This is a genomic window from Klebsiella aerogenes KCTC 2190 (assembly GCF_000215745.1).
In the GTDB taxonomy this organism is placed as follows: Bacteria; Pseudomonadota; Gammaproteobacteria; order Enterobacterales; family Enterobacteriaceae; genus Klebsiella; species Klebsiella aerogenes.
In genome coordinates this window covers 1,220,968-1,242,483 of the sequence record NC_015663.1, presented here as the reverse complement: position 1 = coordinate 1,242,483, position 21,516 = coordinate 1,220,968, and the positions used below count along the sequence as shown (strand labels likewise).

General features: G+C 57.1%; 15 protein-coding genes and 1 pseudogene. 13 read left to right on the top strand and 3 right to left on the bottom strand.

Features of this window, described 5'->3' with window-relative positions; all coding sequences use genetic code 11:
- Window positions 1–609: 609 nt before the first annotated feature.
- The 7 genes and pseudogenes from dppA to EAE_RS06035 all read left to right on the top strand — a co-directional run bounded on the left by dppA (window position 610) and on the right by EAE_RS06035 (window position 7,173).
- A pseudogene (gene dppA / locus EAE_RS06065) lies at window positions 610–2,218 on the top strand (dipeptide ABC transporter periplasmic-binding protein DppA).
- A gap of 133 nt (window positions 2,219–2,351) precedes the next feature.
- On the top strand, window positions 2,352–3,371 hold the full coding sequence (gene dppB, locus EAE_RS06060) for a dipeptide ABC transporter permease DppB (RefSeq protein WP_002921786.1): 1,020 nt from the start codon (window positions 2,352–2,354) through the stop codon (window positions 3,369–3,371).
- Window positions 3,372–3,380: 9 nt separating this feature from the next.
- A complete protein-coding gene (dppC, locus tag EAE_RS06055; RefSeq protein ID WP_015703766.1) occupies window positions 3,381–4,283 on the top strand; it encodes a dipeptide ABC transporter permease DppC in 903 nt (300 codons plus the stop codon).
- A 10-nt stretch (window positions 4,284–4,293) separates the two neighbouring features.
- Window positions 4,294–5,277 (top strand): dipeptide ABC transporter ATP-binding protein, encoded by a 984-nt coding sequence (gene dppD / locus EAE_RS06050; protein ID WP_015703765.1) that lies wholly within the window; start codon window positions 4,294–4,296, stop codon window positions 5,275–5,277.
- A complete protein-coding gene (dppF, locus tag EAE_RS06045) occupies window positions 5,274–6,287 on the top strand; it encodes a dipeptide ABC transporter ATP-binding subunit DppF (RefSeq protein ID WP_015369233.1) in 1,014 nt (337 codons plus the stop codon). The genes dppD and dppF overlap by 4 nt, the downstream gene beginning before the upstream one ends.
- Window positions 6,288–6,586: 299 nt before the next feature.
- Window positions 6,587–6,694: a type I toxin-antitoxin system toxin Ldr family protein gene (locus EAE_RS06040; RefSeq protein ID WP_015703763.1), complete on the top strand. Its 108-nt coding sequence runs from the start codon at window positions 6,587–6,589 to the stop codon at window positions 6,692–6,694.
- A gap of 371 nt (window positions 6,695–7,065) precedes the next feature.
- Window positions 7,066–7,173, top strand: a complete 108-nt coding sequence (locus EAE_RS06035; RefSeq protein ID WP_015703763.1) for a type I toxin-antitoxin system toxin Ldr family protein — start codon at window positions 7,066–7,068, stop codon at window positions 7,171–7,173.
- An 82-nt stretch (window positions 7,174–7,255) separates the two neighbouring features.
- Here the strand turns inward: EAE_RS06035 and bcsG are convergent, their stop codons facing one another.
- From bcsG to bcsE, 3 genes are read right to left on the bottom strand one after another with little or no spacing between them, the layout of a single operon-like run.
- Window positions 7,256–8,935 carry a cellulose biosynthesis protein BcsG gene (bcsG, locus tag EAE_RS06030; protein ID WP_015703762.1) on the bottom strand — a complete coding sequence of 560 codons (1,680 nt, stop codon included), beginning with the start codon at window positions 8,933–8,935 and terminating at the stop codon, window positions 7,256–7,258.
- A complete protein-coding gene (bcsF, locus tag EAE_RS06025; protein ID WP_015369235.1) occupies window positions 8,932–9,129 on the bottom strand; it encodes a cellulose biosynthesis protein BcsF in 198 nt (65 codons plus the stop codon). The genes bcsG and bcsF overlap by 4 nt, the downstream gene beginning before the upstream one ends.
- Entirely contained in the window at window positions 9,126–10,682 is a 1,557-nt protein-coding gene (gene bcsE / locus EAE_RS06020) for a cellulose biosynthesis protein BcsE (RefSeq protein WP_015703761.1), read from the bottom strand. Before bcsE ends, bcsF begins: the two co-directional genes overlap by 4 nt.
- Before the next feature lie 168 nt (window positions 10,683–10,850).
- On the opposite strand from bcsE, the gene bcsR reads away from it, so the two are divergent.
- The 6 genes from bcsR to bcsC are packed head-to-tail and all read left to right on the top strand — an operon-like array spanning window position 10,851 to window position 21,351.
- Window positions 10,851–11,039: a cellulose biosynthesis protein BcsR gene (gene bcsR / locus EAE_RS06015; protein ID WP_015369237.1), complete on the top strand. Its 189-nt coding sequence runs from the start codon at window positions 10,851–10,853 to the stop codon at window positions 11,037–11,039.
- An 11-nt stretch (window positions 11,040–11,050) separates the two neighbouring features.
- On the top strand, window positions 11,051–11,788 hold the full coding sequence (bcsQ, locus tag EAE_RS06010) for a cellulose biosynthesis protein BcsQ (RefSeq protein WP_015369238.1): 738 nt from the start codon (window positions 11,051–11,053) through the stop codon (window positions 11,786–11,788).
- The gene (gene bcsA / locus EAE_RS06005) at window positions 11,785–14,403 is read left to right on the top strand and encodes a UDP-forming cellulose synthase catalytic subunit (RefSeq protein ID WP_015369239.1); all 2,619 of its coding nucleotides are present in this window, start codon (window positions 11,785–11,787) and stop codon (window positions 14,401–14,403) included. Before bcsQ ends, bcsA begins: the two co-directional genes overlap by 4 nt.
- Window positions 14,404–14,413: 10 nt before the next feature.
- Window positions 14,414–16,771 (top strand): cellulose biosynthesis cyclic di-GMP-binding regulatory protein BcsB, encoded by a 2,358-nt coding sequence (gene bcsB / locus EAE_RS06000; RefSeq protein WP_032709357.1) that lies wholly within the window; start codon window positions 14,414–14,416, stop codon window positions 16,769–16,771.
- Window positions 16,772–16,777: 6 nt separating this feature from the next.
- Entirely contained in the window at window positions 16,778–17,884 is a 1,107-nt protein-coding gene (bcsZ, locus tag EAE_RS05995) for a cellulose synthase complex periplasmic endoglucanase BcsZ (protein WP_015369241.1), read from the top strand.
- Window positions 17,866–21,351 (top strand): cellulose synthase complex outer membrane protein BcsC, encoded by a 3,486-nt coding sequence (bcsC, locus tag EAE_RS05990; protein WP_015703759.1) that lies wholly within the window; start codon window positions 17,866–17,868, stop codon window positions 21,349–21,351. The genes bcsZ and bcsC overlap by 19 nt, the downstream gene beginning before the upstream one ends.
- The last annotated feature ends 165 nt before the right edge of the window (window positions 21,352–21,516 follow it).

Genomic DNA, 21,516 nt, shown 5'->3' with positions numbered 1-21,516 from the left:
AACCCGGTAGCCCGGCTCAGCGCAGCGCAAGCCGGGGCGAAAACCCCGCCATAATCACAAAAATCGCATTTCCCCGCGTATCTCACCAGCTGTTCGCTGTTTTGTGACATCTTCCATTGCATTTTTTTATCGATGAACAGATCTTTTTTCGCGAAGCTTATGGCTAACTACAGCATTTTCCGCTGTGCGTTTTAACGTTCGCGCTATTAATCGCTCACATAATGGTCACATGGGAAGAAATTTTCACCATTTTTAAGAATTGTTTATCACCAGATGTTGCAAACTATTAAGGGGTTTATTCTGGCTTATGGCCGCTAGCATAAATTTCTCTGCTGAAAATAGCGCCACCAAGTTTTTTTAATCTTTGCCCACCGATTCTCACCCCTGACGCAAAACCCGGTTAGCTGTATTGACGTTTAACCATTCTGTTGACAGATTGTACGGCATGAGGGGCATTTCATGGAGAATCCGTACTGCAACTCAGTCGTTTTAGCGAACGGAATCCCCATCTCTCTCAACGCCTTCGGGCACCACCGACCAGACCGGGTAAAAAATAAATAAAGGTCTGGCGGCTATATGCAAACAACATCACATTTTTGGAGCAGAATAATGAGTATTTCCTTGAAAAAGTCAGGGATGCTGAAGCTTGGTCTGAGCCTGGTCGCCATGACCGTCGCCGCAAGCGTACAAGCTAAAACCCTGGTTTATTGTTCTGAAGGTTCGCCGGAAGGCTTTAACCCACAGCTCTTCACCTCGGGTACCACCTATGACGCCAGTTCGGTGCCTATTTATAACCGTCTGGTTGAATTCAAAACCGGTACGACTGAAGTTATTCCTGGTCTTGCTGAGAAGTGGGATGTCAGCGAGGACGGTAAAACCTATACCTTCCACCTGCGTAAAGGTGTGAAGTGGCAGGATAATAAAGACTTTAAACCAACGCGCGAGCTGAATGCCGACGACGTGGTGTTCTCCTTCGACCGCCAGAAAAATGACAAAAACCCGTACCATAAAGTCTCTGGCGGCAGCTATGAGTACTTCGAAGGGATGGGTCTGCAGGACCTGATTAGCGAAGTGAAGAAAGTGGACGATAATACCGTCCAGTTCGTGCTGACTCGCCCGGAAGCGCCGTTCCTCGCTGACCTGGCGATGGACTTTGCTTCTATTCTGTCGAAAGAATATGCCGACAACATGCTGAAAGCCGGCACCCCGGAAAAAGTAGACCTTAACCCAATCGGTACCGGTCCATTCCAACTGCTGCAGTATCAGAAAGACTCGCGCATTCTGTATAAGGCCTTCCCGGGCTACTGGGGCACCAAGCCGCAGATCGATCGTCTGGTCTTCTCTATCACCCCGGACGCTTCCGTACGCTACGCCAAGCTGCAGAAAAACGAGTGCCAGGTGATGCCGTATCCGAATCCGGCTGACATCGCGCGCATGAAGGAAGATAAAAACATCAACCTGCTGGAACAGCCGGGTCTGAACGTGGGTTATCTCTCCTTCAACACCGAGAAAAAAACCGCTGGATAACGTCAAAGTTCGCCAGGCGCTGACCTACGCGGTGAACAAAGAAGCGATCATCAAAGCCGTTTATCAGGGCGCCGGCCAGTCGGCGAAGAACCTGATCCCGCCGACCATGTGGGGCTATAACGATGATGTTAAAGACTACACCTACGATCCTGAGAAGGCGAAGCAGCTGCTGAAAGAAGCGGGCATGGAAAAAGGCTTCACCATCGACCTGTGGGCAATGCCGGTACAGCGTCCGTATAACCCGAACGCGCGCCGTATGGCTGAAATGATCCAGGCCGACTGGGCGAAAGTCGGCGTACAGGCCAAGATCGTCACCTATGAGTGGGGCGAGTACCTGAAACGCGCGAAAGCGGGCGAGCATCAGACCGTGATGATGGGCTGGACCGGCGACAACGGGGATCCGGATAACTTCTTCGCGACCCTGTTCAGCTGCGCCGCGGCGAAAGACGGCTCTAACTACTCTCGCTGGTGCTATAAGCCGTTTGAAGACCTCATTCAACCGGCACGCGCAACCGACGATCACAACAAGCGTATTGAACTGTACAAACAGGCTCAGGTAGTGATGCATGACCAGGCTCCGGCGCTGATCATTGCTCACTCCACCGTTTACGAGCCAGTGCGTAAAGAAGTCAAAGGCTATGTGGTTGATCCGCTTGGCAAACACCACTTCGATAACGTCTCTGTCGAATAATAAGCACGATGCCTGACCCCCTCTCCCCGCGCGGGAGAGGCGGGGGGCGTATTCCCGCTATTCGGGGAGTACTTTTGTGAGCAATACAGACGCCTTGTCACCAGGCCTGGCGTCACTATAGAGAATCCGGGTTATGTTGCAGTTTATTCTCCGACGTTTGGGACTCGTCATCCCGACATTTATCGGTATTACCCTTCTCACCTTTGCTTTCGTTCATATGATCCCCGGCGATCCGGTGATGATTATGGCGGGCGAACGTGGTATTTCCCCTGAACGTCACGCGCAGCTGCTGGCCGAAATGGGCCTTGATAAGCCGCTGTGGCAGCAATATGCCCATTACATTTGGGGCGTACTGCACGGTGATTTAGGGATCTCGCTGAAAAGCCGAATTCCCGTGTGGCAAGAGTTTGTGCCACGCTTCAAGGCCACCCTCGAACTGGGTGTCTGCGCGATGATTTTCGCCGTCGCCGTCGGTATTCCGGTGGGCGTGCTGGCTGCGGTAAAACGCGGCTCCATCTTTGACCACACTGCCGTGGGGCTGGCGCTGACCGGCTACTCGATGCCTATCTTCTGGTGGGGCATGATGCTGATTATGCTGGTTTCGGTGCAGCTGAATCTGACGCCGGTCTCCGGGCGTATCAGCGATACGGTATTCCTTGACGATACCCTGCCGCTGACCGGTTTTATGCTGATTGACACCGCCATCTGGGGCGAGCAGGGCGACTTTATTGATGCCTTAATGCATATGATCCTTCCCGCCATCGTGCTGGGTACGATTCCGCTGGCGGTGATCGTGCGTATGACCCGCTCATCGATGCTGGAAGTGCTTGGCGAGGATTACATCCGTACCGCACGCGCTAAGGGGTTGACCCGCATGCGGGTGATTGTCATCCATGCGCTACGCAACGCGATGCTGCCGGTGGTGACGGTGATTGGTCTGCAGGTGGGCACGCTGCTGGCGGGCGCCATTCTGACCGAAACCATCTTTTCGTGGCCAGGTTTAGGCCGCTGGCTTATCGATGCGCTACAGCGCCGCGATTATCCAGTTGTGCAGGGCGGGGTTCTGCTGGTGGCGACGATGATTATTCTCGTCAACCTGCTAGTCGACCTGCTGTACGGCGTGGTGAACCCGCGTATCCGGCATAAGAAGTAAGGGGCCATCATGTCACAAATTACAGAAAATAAAGTTGTCGCCGCACCGGTGCCAATGACCCCGCTGCAGGAGTTCTGGCACTATTTCAAACGCAATAAGGGTGCCGTCGTCGGGTTGGTGTATGTGGCGGTGATGATCATCATCGCGGTATTCGCCAACTTTCTCGCCCCTTATAACCCGGCGGATCAGTTCCGTGATTCGCTGCTGGCGCCGCCGTTCTGGCAGGATGGCGGCAGCCTGGCGCATCTGCTGGGCACCGATGACGTGGGTCGCGATATTCTCTCACGCCTGATGTACGGCGCGCGCCTGTCGCTGCTGGTGGGCTGTCTGGTGGTAGTACTGTCGCTGATCCTCGGCGTGGTGCTGGGGCTGATTGCTGGCTATTTCGGCGGGGTGGTGGACTCCATCATCATGCGCGTGGTCGATATCATGCTGGCGCTGCCTAGCCTGCTGCTGGCGTTGGTGCTGGTGGCAATCTTCGGGCCGTCAATCGTCAATGCTTCGCTGGCGCTCACCTTTGTTGCCCTACCGCACTATGTGCGTCTGACGCGCGCGGCGGTGCTGGTGGAAGTGCACCGCGATTACGTTACCGCTTCCCGCGTGGCGGGCGCCGGCGCGATGCGCCAGATGTTCGTTAATATTCTCCCTAACTGTCTTGCGCCGCTGATTGTTCAGGCGTCGCTGGGCTTCTCTAACGCCATTCTCGACATGGCAGCGCTGGGGTTCCTCGGTATGGGCGCGCAGCCGCCGACGCCTGAGTGGGGCACCATGCTTTCCGACGTATTGCAGTTCGCGCAAAGCGCCTGGTGGGTAGTGACCTTCCCGGGTGTGGCGATCCTGCTGACGGTGCTGGCATTTAACCTGATGGGTGACGGTCTGCGTGACGCGCTCGATCCCAAACTGAAGCAGTAAGAGGTTCGAGATGGCGTTATTAAATGTAGATAAGTTATCGGTGCATTTCGGCGATGAGAATGCGCCGTTCCGCGCCGTAGACCGCATCAGCTATAGCGTGAAGCAGGGCGAAGTGGTCGGCATCGTGGGGGAATCGGGTTCCGGTAAGTCGGTGAGCTCGCTGGCGATTATGGGGCTGATTGATTACCCCGGCCGGGTGATGGCGGACAAACTGGAATTTAACGGCCGCGATTTGCAGCGAATTTCGGAAAAAGAGCGGCGCCAGCTGGTGGGGGCGGAAGTGGCGATGATCTTCCAGGATCCGATGACCAGCCTCAACCCGTGCTTTACCGTCGGCTACCAGATTATGGAAGCGATTAAGGTCCATCAGGGCGGCAATAAGCAAACCCGCCGCCAGCGGGCGATCGACCTGCTGAACCTGGTGGGTATTCCTGACCCGGCCTCGCGGCTGGACGTTTATCCGCACCAGCTTTCCGGCGGGATGAGCCAGCGCGTGATGATCGCGATGGCTATCGCCTGCCGGCCAAAACTGCTGATTGCCGATGAACCGACTACCGCGCTGGATGTGACTATTCAGGCGCAGATTATCGAACTGCTGCTGGAGTTACAGCAGCAAGAGAATATGGCGCTGGTGCTGATTACTCACGATCTGGCGCTGGTGGCGGAAGCCGCGCATAAAATTATCGTCATGTACGCGGGTCAGGTGGTGGAGACCGGTGATGCGAAAGATATCTTCCGTGCGCCGCGTCATCCTTACACCCAGGCGTTGCTGCGGGCCCTGCCGGAGTTTGCCCAGGATAAGGCGCGTCTGGCCTCGCTCCCGGGTGTGGTGCCGGGGAAATACGATCGTCCTAACGGCTGCCTGCTGAACCCGCGCTGCCCCTACGCAACGGATAAATGCCGGAGCGAAGAGCCCGCGCTTGCGGATCTCGACGGCGGCCGTCAGTCTAAATGCCACTACCCACTCGATGATGCCGGGAGGCCTGGATTATGAGTACGCAAAAGGCCGCCACGCAACAACCGTTGTTGCAGGCCATTGATCTGAAAAAACACTATCCGGTGAAGAAGGGGCTGTTCGCTCCGGAACGGCTGGTGAAAGCGCTGGACGGCGTCTCCTTTACTCTTGAGCGCGGTAAAACGCTGGCGGTAGTGGGGGAGTCGGGCTGCGGCAAATCGACGCTGGGCCGTTTACTGACGATGATTGAAATCCCCACTGGCGGCGAGTTGTATTATCAGGGGCAGGATCTGCTCAAGCACGACCCGCAGGCGCAAAAGCTGCGGCGGCAAAAAATCCAGATTGTGTTCCAGAACCCGTATGGTTCGCTGAACCCACGTAAAAAAGTGGGGCAGATTCTGGAAGAGCCGCTGTTGATTAACAGTAGCCTGAGCAAAGAGCAGCGGCGTGAAAAGGCGCTAGCGATGATGGCGAAGGTGGGCCTGAAAACGGAGCATTACGATCGCTATCCGCATATGTTCTCCGGCGGTCAGCGCCAGCGTATCGCCATTGCCCGCGGGCTGATGCTGGATCCGGATGTGGTGATTGCCGATGAGCCGGTCTCCGCGTTGGATGTTTCGGTACGCGCCCAGGTGCTGAACCTGATGATGGATTTGCAGCAGGATTTAGGGCTGTCCTACGTGTTTATCTCCCACGACCTCTCGGTCGTCGAGCACATCGCTGATGAAGTCATGGTGATGTATCTTGGCCGCTGCGTAGAGAAGGGGACCAAGGATCAGATCTTTAATAACCCGCGTCATCCGTATACTCAGGCGCTGCTGTCGGCGACGCCGCGACTGAACCCGGACGATCGGCGCGAGCGCATCAAGCTGACCGGCGAACTGCCGAGCCCGCTGAATCCGCCGCCGGGCTGCGCCTTTAATGCGCGTTGCCGCCGACGCTTTGGCCCATGCACCCAGCTTCAACCGCAGCTTAAGGATTACGGCGGCCAACTGGTGGCCTGCTTTGCCGTTGATCAGGATGAGAATCCGGAGAAAGCGCGGGCGTGATTGGAGGCGGGTTGTCGCGTGATGATTTCTGCGGGGGAGGGCTGGAATGCGCCTCGCAGATTGCCAAAGGGCGTGGTGAAGGCGATAACATGGAGCAGTAGAATCGACGCCAAGCCGGGTTCGCCCGGTGAGGCGCAATGTTGCGGGGGCTTGAACCCCGGCGGCATAGATAAGTTGCTGGAAAGAGAAAACCCTCGCACGTTGCTGGTGTTAACCAGGCAACTGAACGAGGGCTATCGACAACTCCAGACAAGTTAAAGATAGCCGCGAACGGTTGCCATTGCAATACAGGCGGCTCTATGACGCTCACACAGTTGGGTCTGATCTTATGGGACGATCTGGCGGCGCCGATAATCGCTGGCATTGTGGTCAGTATTATCGTCAGCTGGATGCATAACCAGAAGTGACGGACCGGCGGGCGTGAGTCTGCTGCGTTGGCAATTTGCGCCCGAACAGGCCGCAGGAATTCTCCTGCGGCCTTTTTCGTTTTTCCTGGCGGCACGCAGAATGTGGTTGGTTGCTGGAATGCGCCTCGCAGATTGCTAAAGGGCGTGGTGAAGGCGATAACACGGAGCAGTAGAATCGACGCCAAGCTGGGTTCGCCCGGTGAGGCGCAATGTTGCGGGGGCTTGAACCCCGGCGGCATAGATAAGTTGCTGGAAAGAGAAAACCCTCGCACGTTGCTGGTGTTAACCAGGCAACTGAACGAGGGCTATCACTAACTCCAGACAAGTTAAAGATAGCCGCGAACGGTTGCCATTGCAATACAGGCGGCTCTATGACGCTCACACAGTTGGGTCTGATCTTATGGGACGATCTGGCGGCGCCGATAATTGCTGGCATCGTGGTCAGCATTATCGTCAGCTGGATGCATAACCAGAAGTGACGGACCGGCGGGCGTGAGTCTGCTGCGTTGGCAATTTGCGCCCGAACAGGCCGCAGGAATCCTCCTGCGGCCTTTTTCGTCTTTACTGCGGATATGGCACCCAACTGCCGCCGTTGAGCTGCACGTAGGGTTTGCCTTGATACTGAATGACAATAGCGTTGGAGTTTTCCGATACCGCCGCGGTCTGCGGCAGGTTAGCGGTGTACTGCTGCCAGTTGACGTTATCCTCGGTAAACATCTTGCCGTCCAGGGCGCGCACCACCAGTTCAGAAACCGCGAGGTAGCTGGAAGGCTGAGTGATTTCCACCGCAGCGCCCTGGTGCGGCGCCTTCATGCCGAAGAATTTCACCGCCGCAGGGACGTTGGTAATCGATGGGCTTGGGATATCGCGCAGCCCGGAAACCTGCATCTTATCCCCCTTCAGCGCGGCGCCGTGTTCCGGTACCACCACCACCATCACTTTACGCCCCGATTTTTCCAGTTCGGTGAAGAAGGCGTCCAGCTCATCAAAGAATTTCTGCGCGCGAGCTTTATAGTCGGCTGTTTTGCTTTGGCCGGGATAATGGTTGCCATCGTGCAGCGGCAGCGTGTTGTAGAAGGTCGCGGTACGCGGCGTGTTGAGCTTCTCGGTAGACTGTAGCCAGCGATCGAGCGTCGCCTGGTCGTCGTAAACAGGCGATCCGTCGAAGCCTTGCAGGATAACCGGCAAACCGCTCTGATCCATCAATGGACTTTGCATGCCGCCGAGTGAGCGAACCTCTTTGAGGAAGTCGCCGAATACGCCGTTATGCCCCAGCATCAGCTGTTGGGTAAAGCCCAGTTTCGCCAGATTTTCGAACAGATAGCACTCGCTGCCCGATGGCTGATACAGGTTGCTATGAGATAGCTGGCCGCAGCTGGCGCGCAGCAGGCGAACCGCTGCCGGGCCGCTGTAGGAGGTCGCGGAGTTGAAGTTTTTGAAGACAATATCGAAATGTTTCCACAGCGGGTGATCCATCAGCCCGGCAGCCTCGATGTCCGACCATGACAGGGAGCAGATGTTGATCACCAGCAGATCAAACGGCTGCGCATCCTCCGGAAGCTGAGCGGGGAATGACGTTTTTCTTTTCTGTTCAGAAGCATAGAAAGTTTTCAGCCAGTTGCTGAGGTGAGCCGAGGTTGGCGGTTCGGTCTGCGGCGGGATATCGCCGCTGGCGGCAGCGCTGGTGGATGCCGCGGCTGTTGTGGTTCCACCGGTTGTTGCCGCCGGCGTGGCCGCTGCCGTGGTCGGCTGACCGGCAGGCCATAAGGTGAAGGAGGGCAGCAGCGGGCTGATAACCAGCCAGACCATGATAGCCGAAACAAATACGGTAACGCGTAGCCACTGGCTGATGAATAGCCACAGCACCAGCAGCACAAAGAAGGCGCCGACCATATTCCAGTTAATAAAGCGGGTGATCAGATCCCAGATGTAATCGGCGCTGAAACCGGCAATTTGCGAACCCTGGCTCATGATGCTTTCCGGACCCGGTAACCAGGTATCATGCCAGAACAGGGCAAAGCCGAGCGGAATCGCTATCCAGTGGCGTACCCGGTGCAGTTTTTCTCGGGGGATCGGCACCAGCAGAAAGGCGAGGAACACCAGGTTAAGCATCGGATGGAAGTTCAGGTACCCCGCCCACAGCAGGGCAAACTTCACCAGAAAATAGAAGTTCCAGCCAGACAGGCCGCGCCAGTACTGCCATAGCGGAAGCGGCGTAGCGGTAGTTTTTGCTTTGGTCATTTTTTCAGTTTGCCCTGCCTGGTCGCATTATCCCGGCGCAGCACGCCGGCTGGTTTCACATAACGGGGTTTAAAGAACATCAAACGCAAAGTCGTGCGAATACGGCGCTGATAATGGCGCGTTAGATATCCCAGCGGGAAAAACAGCAGGGCGCACAATACGATCAGCTGAATGATATCGGCGATAGACATCATGACCGCGGTTCTCCGTCGGTGGAGAGCCGCCAGGGTTCCGGGATTCGCCGCCACTGGCGCCCATCGTGCTTAACGTTAAGGGCTTCGTTTTTGCCTATGGTAATTGGCAGCGGGGTGTTCCAGTTGTCCGGGGAGAGGCCCCGCATCAACAGGATTTCCGCTGAAATTTGCTTGTCTTCAAACCAAATCATACGGTTAGAGAAAATGTCTCCGGTCGGTAATGGGAAGATATGGTTTAATGCGGTGTCGAGGTCATTTACCCGGCAAAACGATAAGAACAGCACTAATCGATTATTACCGATCGTCACGATATCGCCCATGCGGTTAGGTTTACACAGGGTTAATGCCTGTTCAACGCGTAGCCCCGGCGCAGGGCGTAACGCCACCATCACCCCTTTGCTATCCGGCGGCAGCAGCGTGTTTGCCATGATATTGCCGACCGCTTCACAGAAGGCGTCCCACTTTTGATAGCCGCGAAGTTTAAGCGGCCGGCTCCAGGTCAACAGCGTGTTGAAGTCTTCCGGAACGTGGCGAGTAAATTTCTGCTTTTGCACGCTTTCAATGAGCGTCAGGCAGCGTGAAAGCCCGGCGCTGCAGGGGATCACCATGTTGGCGCCGCTGCTTAGCAGCAAGCGTTCATCGGTGGCGCGCAGGCTCGGCGTTTGTTCACGTACCACGATTTTTAGGGCGCTGCCGCGCTGGCGACGCAGGGTATGGATATAGCGGCCGAGCTGCTCTATTTGTTCGTTCTGGGTGATGGAAAATAGCAGGGTGGCCGCTTGCGCGGTACGACCGGCTTCAAAGACGGCATCATTGGTTTCGAACAGCGTCCAGTATTCGGAAAGCGCGGGGGCCCCTTCCAGCACGCGCAAATTACTGAGGACGATTTTTTCGTCGCTGCGCGGCTGTACCACCGCTTCTTCGTTTTGCGCCAGTCGCCAGCCCTCATCATCGTGTAAAATAACCAACTGTTGCTGCGCGCTAATACCTTTCTCACTGCCCCACCATGCGATATCAAATAGATGGCTATCGCCCTGATAACGAATGCTCGCCAGCCCGGAAAGGGCTCGATACTGGCGTAATAACGGGGAAAGTTGTTTGTCGGTATCGTTAGCAGAATTAAGTATCATAAGAGAGCAGTTATGGTATTTGGCCCATCGATTCGATTTTTCTACCCAACGGAGTAATTCTTCTGTTTTTATATTTTGCCAGGAATTTTCTGTACATAGCAGAATAAATAAATAATTGCCAGGTTCCATCGAACAAAGTAGGTCGCGGTGCAACTCCCTCAGGCCTTCCGGGCGATCGGGCATGGTGAATAATGCGATTTTATTAGGGCCGCGATCTTTTTTTAATGACATGACTTCTTTAGGGTTTTTGCCCATCACTACGGCGGCGACTTTGCTGTCCTGCGCCTGGCTTTCCAGCGTTTGATTCATCAGGCTGACGGCGTCGGCATAGCGGTCGACATTAAGCCACCACACCCCGCCAACGGGCATATGGCATACTTCGTCCCATAACGATGAAATACCCAACGTATATACAATATCCACGATGTCCCTCGCGCGCCCTATTTACAATGATTAGTTTACTAGCGAAAGCGTGAGAGTAAACCTAACATTGAAATTAAAGGACATCAGTTTTAGCATGTACACGTAATTTTAGGGATGAGCGGTTTACACTTCCTGGTTTTATAATGTGTTTTTCGAATGGACAGAGAAATGCCGGAAAAAGACCCTGCGGTACCTGGCGATGCGACGCTGGGATATACCTTCCAAAATGATTTCCTGGCATTAAGCCGGGCATTTTCCCTGCCGGATATTGATTACCACGATATTTCCCGACGCGAACAGCTCGCCGCGGCGTTGCAACGCTGGCCGCTGTTGGCCGAATTAGCAGAGAAAAAGTAAGGAAGCCGTCGATGGCGATTCTGGGATTACAAGGCATACGCGGCGGCGTAGGCACCACCTCCATTACCGCCGCACTGGCCTGGGCGCTACAGCTGCTCGGCGAAACGGTGCTGGTGGTCGATGCCAGCCCGGACAATATGCTGCGCTTTTTTTTCAACGTTGATTTCGACCATCACAACGGCTGGGCGCGCTCGTTGATTGACGGTCGCGACTGGCGCGACGCCGGACTGCGCTACACCGCGCATATCGATCTTCTGCCGTTTGGCCGCCTGACCCCCGGCGAACGCGAGCACGTTGATAAACTGAGTCCGACCCTGGAACCCATCGCAGCGCAAATCAAATTGCTCGATCAGCAGGGGAGCCACCGCTGGCTGCTGCTTGATATTCCGGAAGGCTACTCTCCGCTTACCCGCGAACTGCTGAGCGTCTGCGATCGTGCGCTGCAGGTTGTGCACCCCGACGGTAACAGTCATATACGTCTGCATCAGCAGGCGCTGCCTGCCAACGCGGATATTTTGATTAACGACCTGCGCGTCGGCAGCCAGCTGCAGGAAGATCTCTATCAACTGTGGCTGGAAAGCCAGCGGCGTATTTTGCCGGTCACGATTCACCGCGATGAAGCGATGGCGGAGTGTCTGGCGGCGAAACAGCCTCTTGGCGAATACCGCCAGGATTCGCTGGCGGCGGAAGAGGTGTTGACGCTGGCCAACTGGTGCCTGCTGCACTATGCCAGGGAGGGGGCGGCATGATCCGCCTGAGTACGTTGCTGCTGGCGCCGCCGGTGGGCGAGCGCTTGAGTGAACGTTATGATGACTATCGTCAGCATGGCGCGTCGGTGCTTTCGGCTTTTCTCGGTTGCCTGTGGGCGTCGCTGGCGTGGGCATTCATGCCGCTTGAGACGCCGCGCTGGCAAGCTATTCGCGAACACCATGGCGACTATTTTCCGCATATTAATCCGCATCGCCCACGCCCGTTAGATCCGCTGCGCTATTTGCTGCAGTCGCTCTGGCTGCTGGCGACCCGGGTGCCGGAAGCGGATAAAAAAATAAACTGGCGCTCGCTGGCGGCGCTGGAAGGGGTTCACGGGCGCTACGCGCAGTGGCTGGAAAAATTACCGGAGAAGGTCAACACCCGTACCGGCCACCTCGATAAGCAAAAAGAGCTTGAACATCTGCATCCGCAGCTGCGGCGGCTGGTGCTTGGCACCATTACCTTCTTCTCGCTGATTCTGGCGCTGTTGTGTATCACCCAGCCGTTTAACCCGCTGTCGCAGTTTATCTTCCTGCTGTTACTGTGGGGCGTCGCGCTGCTGGTGCGGCGTATTCCGGGGCGTTTCTCCGCCCTGATGTTGATCGTGTTGTCATTGACCGTTTCTTGTCGCTATATCTGGTGGCGCTATACCTCCACGCTGAACTGGAACGATCCGGTCAGCCTGGTGTGCGGGCTGATTTTGCTGTTTGCCGAAACCTACGCCTGGATTGTGCTGGTACTGGGCTATTTCCAGGTGGTGTGGCCGCTGAATCGCCAGCCGGTGCCGCTACCGGAAGATATGAACGAATGGCCGACGGTGGATATCTTCGTGCCGACCTACAACGAAGATCTCAGCGTGGTGAAAAATACCATCTACGCTTCTCAGGGTATCGACTGGCCGAAGGATAAGCTCAATATCTGGATCCTTGATGACGGTGGTCGCGAAGAGTTTCGCCAGTTCGCGAAAGATGTCGGCGTACATTACATCGCGCGTACCAGCCACGAACATGCCAAGGCCGGTAATATCAACAATGCGCTGAAGTATGCGAAAGGCGAGTTCGTCTCTATTTTCGACTGTGACCACGTGCCCACCCGCTCGTTTCTGCAGATGACTATGGGGTGGTTCCTGAAGGATAAAAAGCTGGCGATGATGCAGACGCCGCACCACTTCTTCTCGCCGGATCCGTTCGAACGCAACCTGGGCCGTTTTCGTAAAACGCCAAATGAAGGGACGCTGTTTTACGGCCTGGTGCAGGACGGCAACGACATGTGGGATGCGACCTTTTTCTGCGGCTCCTGCGCGGTAATTCGCCGCGGCCCGCTGGATGAAATCGGCGGTATCGCCGTTGAGACGGTCACCGAGGATGCTCACACTTCACTGCGCCTGCATCGTCGTGGCCACACCTCCGCCTATATGCGCATCCCGCAGGCGGCGGGGCTGGCGACGGAAAGCTTGTCGGCGCATATCGGCCAGCGTATTCGCTGGGCGCGCGGGATGGTGCAGATTTTCCGTCTCGACAACCCCTTATTCGGTAAAGGGTTGAAGCTGGCGCAGCGTATCTGCTACGTCAACGCGATGCTGCACTTTTTGTCCGGTATACCGCGGCTTATCTTCCTCACCGCGCCGCTGGCCTTCCTGCTGCTACACGCCTATATCATCTATGCGCCGGCGCTGATGATCGCCTTGTTCGTGCTGCCGCATATGATTCATGCCAGCCTGACCAACTCGAAGATCCAGGGCAAGTACCGCCACTCCTTCTGGAGTGAAATCTACGAAACGGTGTTGGCCTGGTATATCGCGCCACCGACCTTCGTCGCGCTGATTAACCCGCATAAAGGCAAGTTTAACGTCACCGCCAAAGGCGGACTGGTGAAGGATGAGTATGTCGATTGGGTTATTTCCCGCCCCTATATTTATCTGGTGTTGCTCAATCTGGTGGGCGTGGCGGTCGGCATCTGGCGCTTTATGTACGGGCCCGAAAACGAAATTTTAACCGTCTGGGTCAGTATCATCTGGGTGTTTTATAACTTAATCATCCTCGGCGGCGCCGTGGCGGTGTCGGTGGAGAGCAAACAGGTGCGGCGTTCGCACCGCGTCGAGATGTCGATGCCGGCGGCGATTGCCCGCCCGGATGGCCACCTGTTCTCCTGTACCGTTCATGACTACTCGGACGGCGGCCTGGGGATAAAAATTCACGGTGAAGCGCGGGTACTGGAAGGGCAACACGTGAATCTGCTGCTCAAACGCGGACAGCAAGAATATGACTTCCCGGTACGCGTCGCGCGGGTGAATGGCGGCGAAGTCGGTCTGCAATTGCTGCCGCTGACAAACCAGCAACATATTGATTTTGTGCAGTGTACGTTTGCCCGCGCTGATACGTGGGCGCTTTGGCAGGATAGCTTCCCGGAAGATAAGCCGATGGAAAGCCTGCTGGATATCCTCAAGCTGGGGTTCCGTGGATATCGTCACCTGGCGGAGTTCTCGCCGCCGTCGGTGAAGGTTATTTTCCGCTCGCTCACCTCGCTGGTGGCCTGGATTGTATCGTTTTTACCGCGCCGTCCCGAACGCGCCGCGGCGGTGCTTTCGGCAGAACCGGCAATGGCTCAACAATGATGATAATGCGATGAAAAGAAAACTTTCCTTGATTTATGCAGTGGCGGTGGGAATGAGCAGTTGGTACCCCTTCGCAACATTTTCGGCTCCGGCGACGTCGCCGGAGGCCGTGGTTGCCGGAGCTCCAGCGACAGCGGGAGCTGTTCAGCCAGCGCCGGTCGTTAACGATGGCCAGCCAACGGCGACGGTTATCGATTCTGCCGCCGCGCCGGTGGTGGTGGCGGACAACATTCCCTCTCGCGATGTGAAGCTGACTTTTGCGCAAATCGCGCCGCCGCCGGGGAGCATGGTGCTGCGCGGTTCTCATCCTGAGGGCGCCGTAGAGTTCGGTATGCGCAGCGATGAGGTGGTCGCCAAAGCGCTGCTCAATCTTGACTACACGCCGTCGCCATCGCTGCTGCCGGTGCAGTCTCAACTGAAGGTTTATCTTAACGACGAGCTGATGGGCGTACTGCCGGTCACCAAAGAGCAACTGGGTAAAAAAGTGAGCGCCCAGATCCCCGTCGATCCGCTGTATATCACCGATTTTAACCGCGTGCGGCTGGAGTTCGTCGGCCACTATCGCGACGTTTGCGAAAACCCGGCGAGCAGTACGTTGTGGCTTGATATCGGTCGTGAGAGCTCGCTGGATTTAACCTATCAGTCGCTGCAGGTCCGTAACGATCTCTCCCACTTCCCGGTGCCGTTCTACGACTCGCGCGACAACCGTCCGCTGACGTTGCCGATGGTTTTTGCTGCTGCGCCTGACGTCATACAACAGCAGGCGGCGGCGATTGTCGCCTCCTGGTTTGGCAGCAAGGCTGGCTGGCGCGGCCAGCAGTTCCCGGTCCACTTCAATGAGATACCGGAACGTAACGCTATCATCTTCGCGACCAACGATAAGCGTCCGGACTTCCTGCGCGACCATCCGCCGGTGAAAGCGCCGACTATCGAAATGGTCAACCATCCGAGCAACCCGTACGTCAAGCTGCTGGTGATCTTCGGTCGCAACGATCAAGACCTGCTGTTGGCGGCCAAGGGCATTGCCCAGGGGAATATTTTGTTCCGCGGCGATAGTGTCGTCGTGGATGGCGTGAAAGAGTTGAAGGCCCGCCAGCCCTATGACGCGCCGAACTGGGTTCGTACCGACAGGCCGGTGACTTTCGGCGAGCTGAAAACCTATGAACAGCAACTGCAATCAAGCGGCCTGGTGCCAGATTCGATTAACGTGGCGCTGAATCTGCCGCCGGATCTGTATCTGCTGCGCGCTAACGGTATCGATATGGACCTGAAGTATCGCTATACCATGCCGCCGATCAAAGATAGCTCGCGGATGGATATCAGCCTAAACGATCAGTTCCTGCAGTCGTTCAACCTCAATAGCTCGCAGGATGTGAATAAGCTGATTTTACGCCTGCCGGTGCTGCAGGGGTTACTGGACGGCCAGAACCAGGTGACCATACCCGCGCTGCGCCTGGGCGCGATGAACCAGCTGCGCTTCGATTTCCAGTACATGAACCCGATGCCTGGCGGCAACATCGATAACTGCATTACCTTCCAGCCGGTGCAGAATCACGTGGTCATCGGCGATGACTCCACCATCGATTTTTCGAAGTATTACCACTTCCTGGCGATGCCGGATCTGCGCGTCTTCGCCAACGCCGGTTTCCCGTATACCCGCATGGCCGATCTCTCTCAGACGCTAATCGTGGTGCCGAAAACGCCTGATGCGGGCCAGGTGGAGACGCTACTGCAGGCGGTAGGCGGCATCGGCGCGCAGAGCGGGCTGGCGGCTATCAACTTGCAGATGACCGATGACGGCAACCAGATTAAGGGCAAAGATGCCGACCTGATGCTGATTGGCGCTATTCCGCCATCGCTGAAAGACGATAGCAAAATCAATCTGTTGGTTGAGGCGACCAAAAGCTGGGTGAAAACGCCGATGCGTCACTATGACCTGGCCAGCATCTACCCGGACGATGACGCCCGCACGCCGCATACGCGAACCGACATCACCTCTTCCGGGCCAATGGCGGCGATTATCGGCTTCCAGTCGCCATACAACGACCAGCGCAGCGTGATCGCCCTGATGGCCGATAGCCCACGCGGCAACGAGCTGCTTACAAACGCCTTAAATGACAGCGGCAAACGGGCGGCGATGTTCGGTTCGGTGGCGGTGATTCGCGAATCCGGCGTCAATAGTCTGCGGGTTGGCGATATCTATTATGTCGGCCATCTGCCGTGGTTCGAGCGCATCTGGTTTGCGCTCTCCAGCCATCCGATACTGTTGGCGATTCTGGCGGCCGTCAGCATTGTGCTGCTGGCGTGGGTGCTGTGGCGCATGCTGCGTATTCTCAGCCGTCGCCGTCTTGATCCTGATGATGAGTAATTGCTGATGAACGCATTTCGTGGGGTACTTCTCTCGGTATTGATGCTGGCGGCGGGGCAGGTTAGCGCCGCCTGCCAGTGGCCCGCCTGGGAGCAGTTTAAAAAAGCGTATGTCAGCGCCGAAGGGCGGGTCATCGACCCCAGCGATGCGCGCAAAATCACCACCTCCGAAGGGCAAAGCTATGCGCTGTTCTTCGCTCTCGCGGCCAACGATCGCCAGGGCTTCGATAAGCTGTTCCAGTGGACGCAGAACAACCTGGCGCAGGGCGATCTGCGCGCCCATCTGCCGGGATGGCTATGGGGGAAAAAGAGCGAGGATGAATGGACGGTGCTGGACAGCAATTCGGCTGCGGATTCTGATTTGTGGATCGCCTGGGCGCTGCTGGAAGCCGGACGCCTGTGGAAGGTTGATAACTATACTGAGGTAGGAAAAGCGCTGCTGGCGCGGATTGCCGATGAAGAAGTCGCTGATGTTCCGGGGCTCGGGCCGTCGGTACTGCCGGGGAAAGTTGGGTTCGCGGACGACAAGGGTTGGCGCTTTAATCCAAGTTATCTGCCGCCGCAGCTCGCCACCTATTTTACCCGCTTTGGCGCGCCGTGGCCGAAGATCCGCGACAGCAATCTGCGACTGCTGCTGGAAACGGCGCCAAAAGGCTTCTCGCCGGACTGGGTGCGCTATGAGAAAGGTAGCGGCTGGCAGTTGAAAACCGATAAACCGATTATTGGCAGCTATGACGCTATCCGCGTCTATCTGTGGGTCGGCATGCTCAATAACGCCGATAAACAAAAAGCGCCGCTGTTGGCGCGTTTCAAACCGATGGCGGTTCAGACGATCAAACAGGGATTACCGCCGGAAAAAACCAATATCGCCAGCGGGAAAACGACTGGCGAGGGGCCGGTTGGCTTCTCCGCCGCCATGCTGCCATTTTTACAAGATGACGACGCCCGCGCGCTACAACGCCAACGGGTCGCCGATCATTATCCCGACGCGGACGCCTACTACAGCGCGGTGCTGACGCTGTTCGGCCAGGGGTGGGATCAACATCGTTTTCGTTTCGCCGCGGGTGGCGAATTACAACCTGACTGGAACCAGGCATGCGCAAGTTCTCACTAAGCTTCATCACGCTGTCTGTCGGCCTTGGCCTGTTGCCGCTGGCGCAGGCGGAGAATACCCCTGCGCAGCAGCATCTGCTGGAACAAGTGCGTCTTGGCGAGGCCAGCAGTCGTGAGGACCTGGTGCGTCAGTCACTCTATCGGCTGGAACTGATCGACCCGAATAACCCCGATTATCTTGCCGCGCGGACGCGCTATCTGCTGCGCCAGGGCGACACCGCCGGCGCGCAAAAGCAACTCGATCTGCTGGCAAAGCTGGCTCCGGAATCGTCGGCGCTACAAGCGACGCGTAACGAGATGAAGATCAGTACCGGTAGCGGTCGCCAGGCGTTGCAGCAGGCGCGATTGCTCGGCGTTGCCGGGAAAGTCGATGAAGCCGTCGCCGCCTATGAAAAGCTCTTCGGCGGCGTCCCAACGGATACCGAAGCCGCTATCGAATACTGGACGCTGGTGGCGCGATTGCCCGCTCGCCATAGCGAAGGCGTCAGCCAGCTGAAAAAACTTAATGCCACAACCCCGGATAACGTCACATTATTGACCTCGCTGGCGAAGCTGATGTTTTCAGATAACAAGCCGCAGGAAGGCTTCGCCTATCTGGAACAGATGGCGCGTTCGGCCTCAGGCCGCGGAATTGCGGCTGATATGTGGCTCGGCGAAATTAAAAGTATGCCGGTCAGCAGAGGCAGCGTTCAGGCACTACAGCGATTCCTGCTCCAGTTCCCCGCCGGTTCCGCCGCCGCTAACGCCCGGGTGTTGCTGGCGCAGCAGCAAACTCAACTGCAAGACCCAGCCTTCCTCGCCAAAAGCGAAGGGCTGGCGGCGGTGAAATCCGGGAATGCGGCGCAGGCGGTGGCCGATCTGCAGCAGGCGGTACGCGCCGATGCCCGCGATAGCGATGCCGTCGGCGCGCTGGGCGCCGCCTACTCACAGCGCGGCGACCGGGCGCGGGCGGTGGCGCAGCTTAATAAAGCGATCGCGATGGATCCGAAAAGCCCGAATCGCGATAAGTGGGACAGTTTGCTGAAGACCAACCGCTATTGGTTGTTGATTAAACAGGGCGATAACGCGCTGAAAGCAGGCCAACTGGCGCAGGCGCAAAATGCGTACGCCCAGGCGCAGCGGGTGGATAACACCGACAGCTACGCGGTTCTGGGGTTAGGCGATGTCGCCGCGGCGCGCAAAGATGACGCCGCCGCCGAACGCTACTATCGCCAGGCGTTACGCATGGATCGCGACAATAATCTCGCCGTACGCGGTCTGGCGAATGTTTATCGTCGTGAATCGCCGGAAAAAGCCAGCGCCTATATTGCCAGCCTCCCCGCCAGCCAGCGGCGCAGTATTGATGATATCGAACGCAGTCTTACCAACGATCGGCTGGAAAAACAGGCCGAAGCGCTGGAAAGCCAGGGCAGCTGGGCGCAGGCCGCGGAGGTGCAGCGGCGGCGTCTGGCTCTGGATCCTGAAAGCGTGTGGATAACCTATCGGTTGGCGAAAGATCTGGTCAGCGCCGGCCAGCGGCCGGAAGCGGACGCACTGATGCGTAACATGGCCAACCGCAAGCCGGGCGATGCCGAACGGGTTTACGCCTACGGCCTCTATTTGTCCGGTAATAATCAGGATGATAGGGCGCTGGCGCAAATTAACGCGCTGCCGCGCGGACAGTGGACCGATAATATTCGTGAACTGGAAGGGCGTCTGCAAAGCGACAAAGTGATGCGCGAGGCCAACCAACTTCGCGATAGCGGGCAGGAAGCGCAGGCCATTGCCTTGATTAAACAGCAGCCGGAATCGATCCGCTACGATCTGGCGTTGGCGGATTGGGCGCAGCAGCGCGGCGATAGCGCAGAGGCGATAGCCCAGTACCATCGGGTGCTGAGCCAGCAGGCTGATAATGGCGATGCGCGTCTTGGCCTGGCGGAAGTCTATCTCGCCGAGGGCGATAAAAACGCCGCCCGCGCGCAGGTCGCGCAGTTGAAGGATGCGGATACGGAATCGATCAACATGCAGCGCCGGGTAGCGCTGGCCCGCGCCGGATTTGACGATACCGCGGGCGCGCAACAAATATTTGACCGCATCGTGCCGCAGGCGAAAAGCCAGCCGCCGTCGATGGAAAGCGCGCTGGTGCTGCGTGATGCCGCGCGTTTCCAGACGCAAAGCGAGCAACCACAGCAGGCCCTGGAAAGCTATAAAGACGCGATGGTGGCCGCTGGCGTGACCCGCGTTCGCCCGCAGGATAATGACACCTTTACCCGCCTGACCCGTAACGATAGTCAGGATGACTGGCTGAAGCGCGGGATCCGCAGCGACGCCGCCGATCTTTATCGCCAGCAGGATCTTAACGTTACCCTTGAGCACGACTATTGGGGATCGAGCGGCACCGGCGGTTATTCAGACCTCAAAGCGCACACTACCATGTTGCAGGTGGACGCGCCGTTGTATGACGGGCGGATGTTCTTCCGTACCGATGTGGTGAATATGAACGCCGGGTCGTTTTCCACTAATAGCGATGGCGGTTATTCGCCGAGTTGGGGAACCTGTGGTGAAATTAGCTGCTATGGCGGCAGTAAAAATCAGAGCGATGGCGGCGCCAGCGTAGCGGTTGGCTGGAAGAACGACACCTGGAGCGGCGATATCGGCACCACGCCGATGGGCTTTAACGTGGTGGATGTCGTGGGGGGACTGAGTTATAGCGGCGATGCCGGCCCGGTCGGCTATACCGTCAACGTCCACCGGCGACCCATTTCCAGCTCGTTGCTCTCCTTCGGCGGGCAAAAAGATAATCCTAACGACGGCCATACCGGCACTACCTGGGGCGGCGTCCGCGCCGCCGGCGGCGGCATCAGCCTCAGCTACGATAAAGGCGAGGCTAACGGCATCTGGTCATCGCTGGGGGCTGACCAACTCACCGGCAAAAACGTCGAGGACAACTGGCGCGTACGCTGGATGACCGGTTACTACTATAAAGCGATCAATGAAAATAATCGCCGGGTGACCGTCGGCCTGACCAATATGATCTGGCACTACGACAAAGACCTCAGCGGTTACACGCTGGGCCAGGGCGGTTACTACAGCCCGCAGGAGTATCTCTCCTTCTCGGTGCCGGTCATCTGGCGTCAGCGTACCGAAAACTGGTCGTGGGAACTCGGCGGGTCGGTGTCGTGGTCCCATTCGCGTACGCAAACTCATGCGCGCTATCCGTTGCTGAATTTGATTCCTTCACAGTATCGCTACGATGCCAGCCAGCAAAAAGAAGAGGGCGGCAGCAGCCAGGGTTTCGGTTATACCGCAAGGGCGCTGGTGGAACGGCGAGTCACCGGCAACTGGTTTGTCGGCGCGGCTGTGGATATTCAGCAGGCTAAAGATTACACCCCGAGCCACGCGCTGTTGTACGTGCGCTATTCTGCTTCCGGCTGGCAGGGCGACATGGATATGCCGCCGCAGCCGTTGGTGCCTTATGCGGATTGGTAGCAGATTAGCCTGATTTCTACGGCTAATCGCCAATCCACCGCGCTGTTCGCGTATACTCGCCGTACCTCGCCCGCCGCTTTCGGGAAGAACCCGCCTTGCGGGCGAGAGCGAACCATTTGCGTATATAATCAGCCTGAAAACGACCGGTATCGATGGATCTTGCCG

Coding starts and splice junctions, on each gene's coding strand:
- dppB (WP_002921786.1), top strand. CDS start 2,352: ATGTTGCAGTTTATTCTCCGACGTTTGGGACTCGTCATCCCGACATTT.
- dppC (WP_015703766.1), top strand. CDS start 3,381: ATGTCACAAATTACAGAAAATAAAGTTGTCGCCGCACCGGTGCCAATG.
- dppD (WP_015703765.1), top strand. CDS start 4,294: ATGGCGTTATTAAATGTAGATAAGTTATCGGTGCATTTCGGCGATGAG.
- dppF (WP_015369233.1), top strand. CDS start 5,274: ATGAGTACGCAAAAGGCCGCCACGCAACAACCGTTGTTGCAGGCCATT.
- EAE_RS06040 (WP_015703763.1), top strand. CDS start 6,587: ATGACGCTCACACAGTTGGGTCTGATCTTATGGGACGATCTGGCGGCG.
- EAE_RS06035 (WP_015703763.1), top strand. CDS start 7,066: ATGACGCTCACACAGTTGGGTCTGATCTTATGGGACGATCTGGCGGCG.
- bcsG (WP_015703762.1), bottom strand. CDS start 8,935: ATGACCAAAGCAAAAACTACCGCTACGCCGCTTCCGCTATGGCAGTAC.
- bcsF (WP_015369235.1), bottom strand. CDS start 9,129: ATGATGTCTATCGCCGATATCATTCAGCTGATCGTATTGTGCGCCCTG.
- bcsR (WP_015369237.1), top strand. CDS start 10,851: ATGCCGGAAAAAGACCCTGCGGTACCTGGCGATGCGACGCTGGGATAT.
- bcsQ (WP_015369238.1), top strand. CDS start 11,051: ATGGCGATTCTGGGATTACAAGGCATACGCGGCGGCGTAGGCACCACC.
- bcsA (WP_015369239.1), top strand. CDS start 11,785: ATGATCCGCCTGAGTACGTTGCTGCTGGCGCCGCCGGTGGGCGAGCGC.
- bcsB (WP_032709357.1), top strand. CDS start 14,414: ATGAAAAGAAAACTTTCCTTGATTTATGCAGTGGCGGTGGGAATGAGC.
- bcsZ (WP_015369241.1), top strand. CDS start 16,778: ATGAACGCATTTCGTGGGGTACTTCTCTCGGTATTGATGCTGGCGGCG.
- bcsC (WP_015703759.1), top strand. CDS start 17,866: ATGCGCAAGTTCTCACTAAGCTTCATCACGCTGTCTGTCGGCCTTGGC.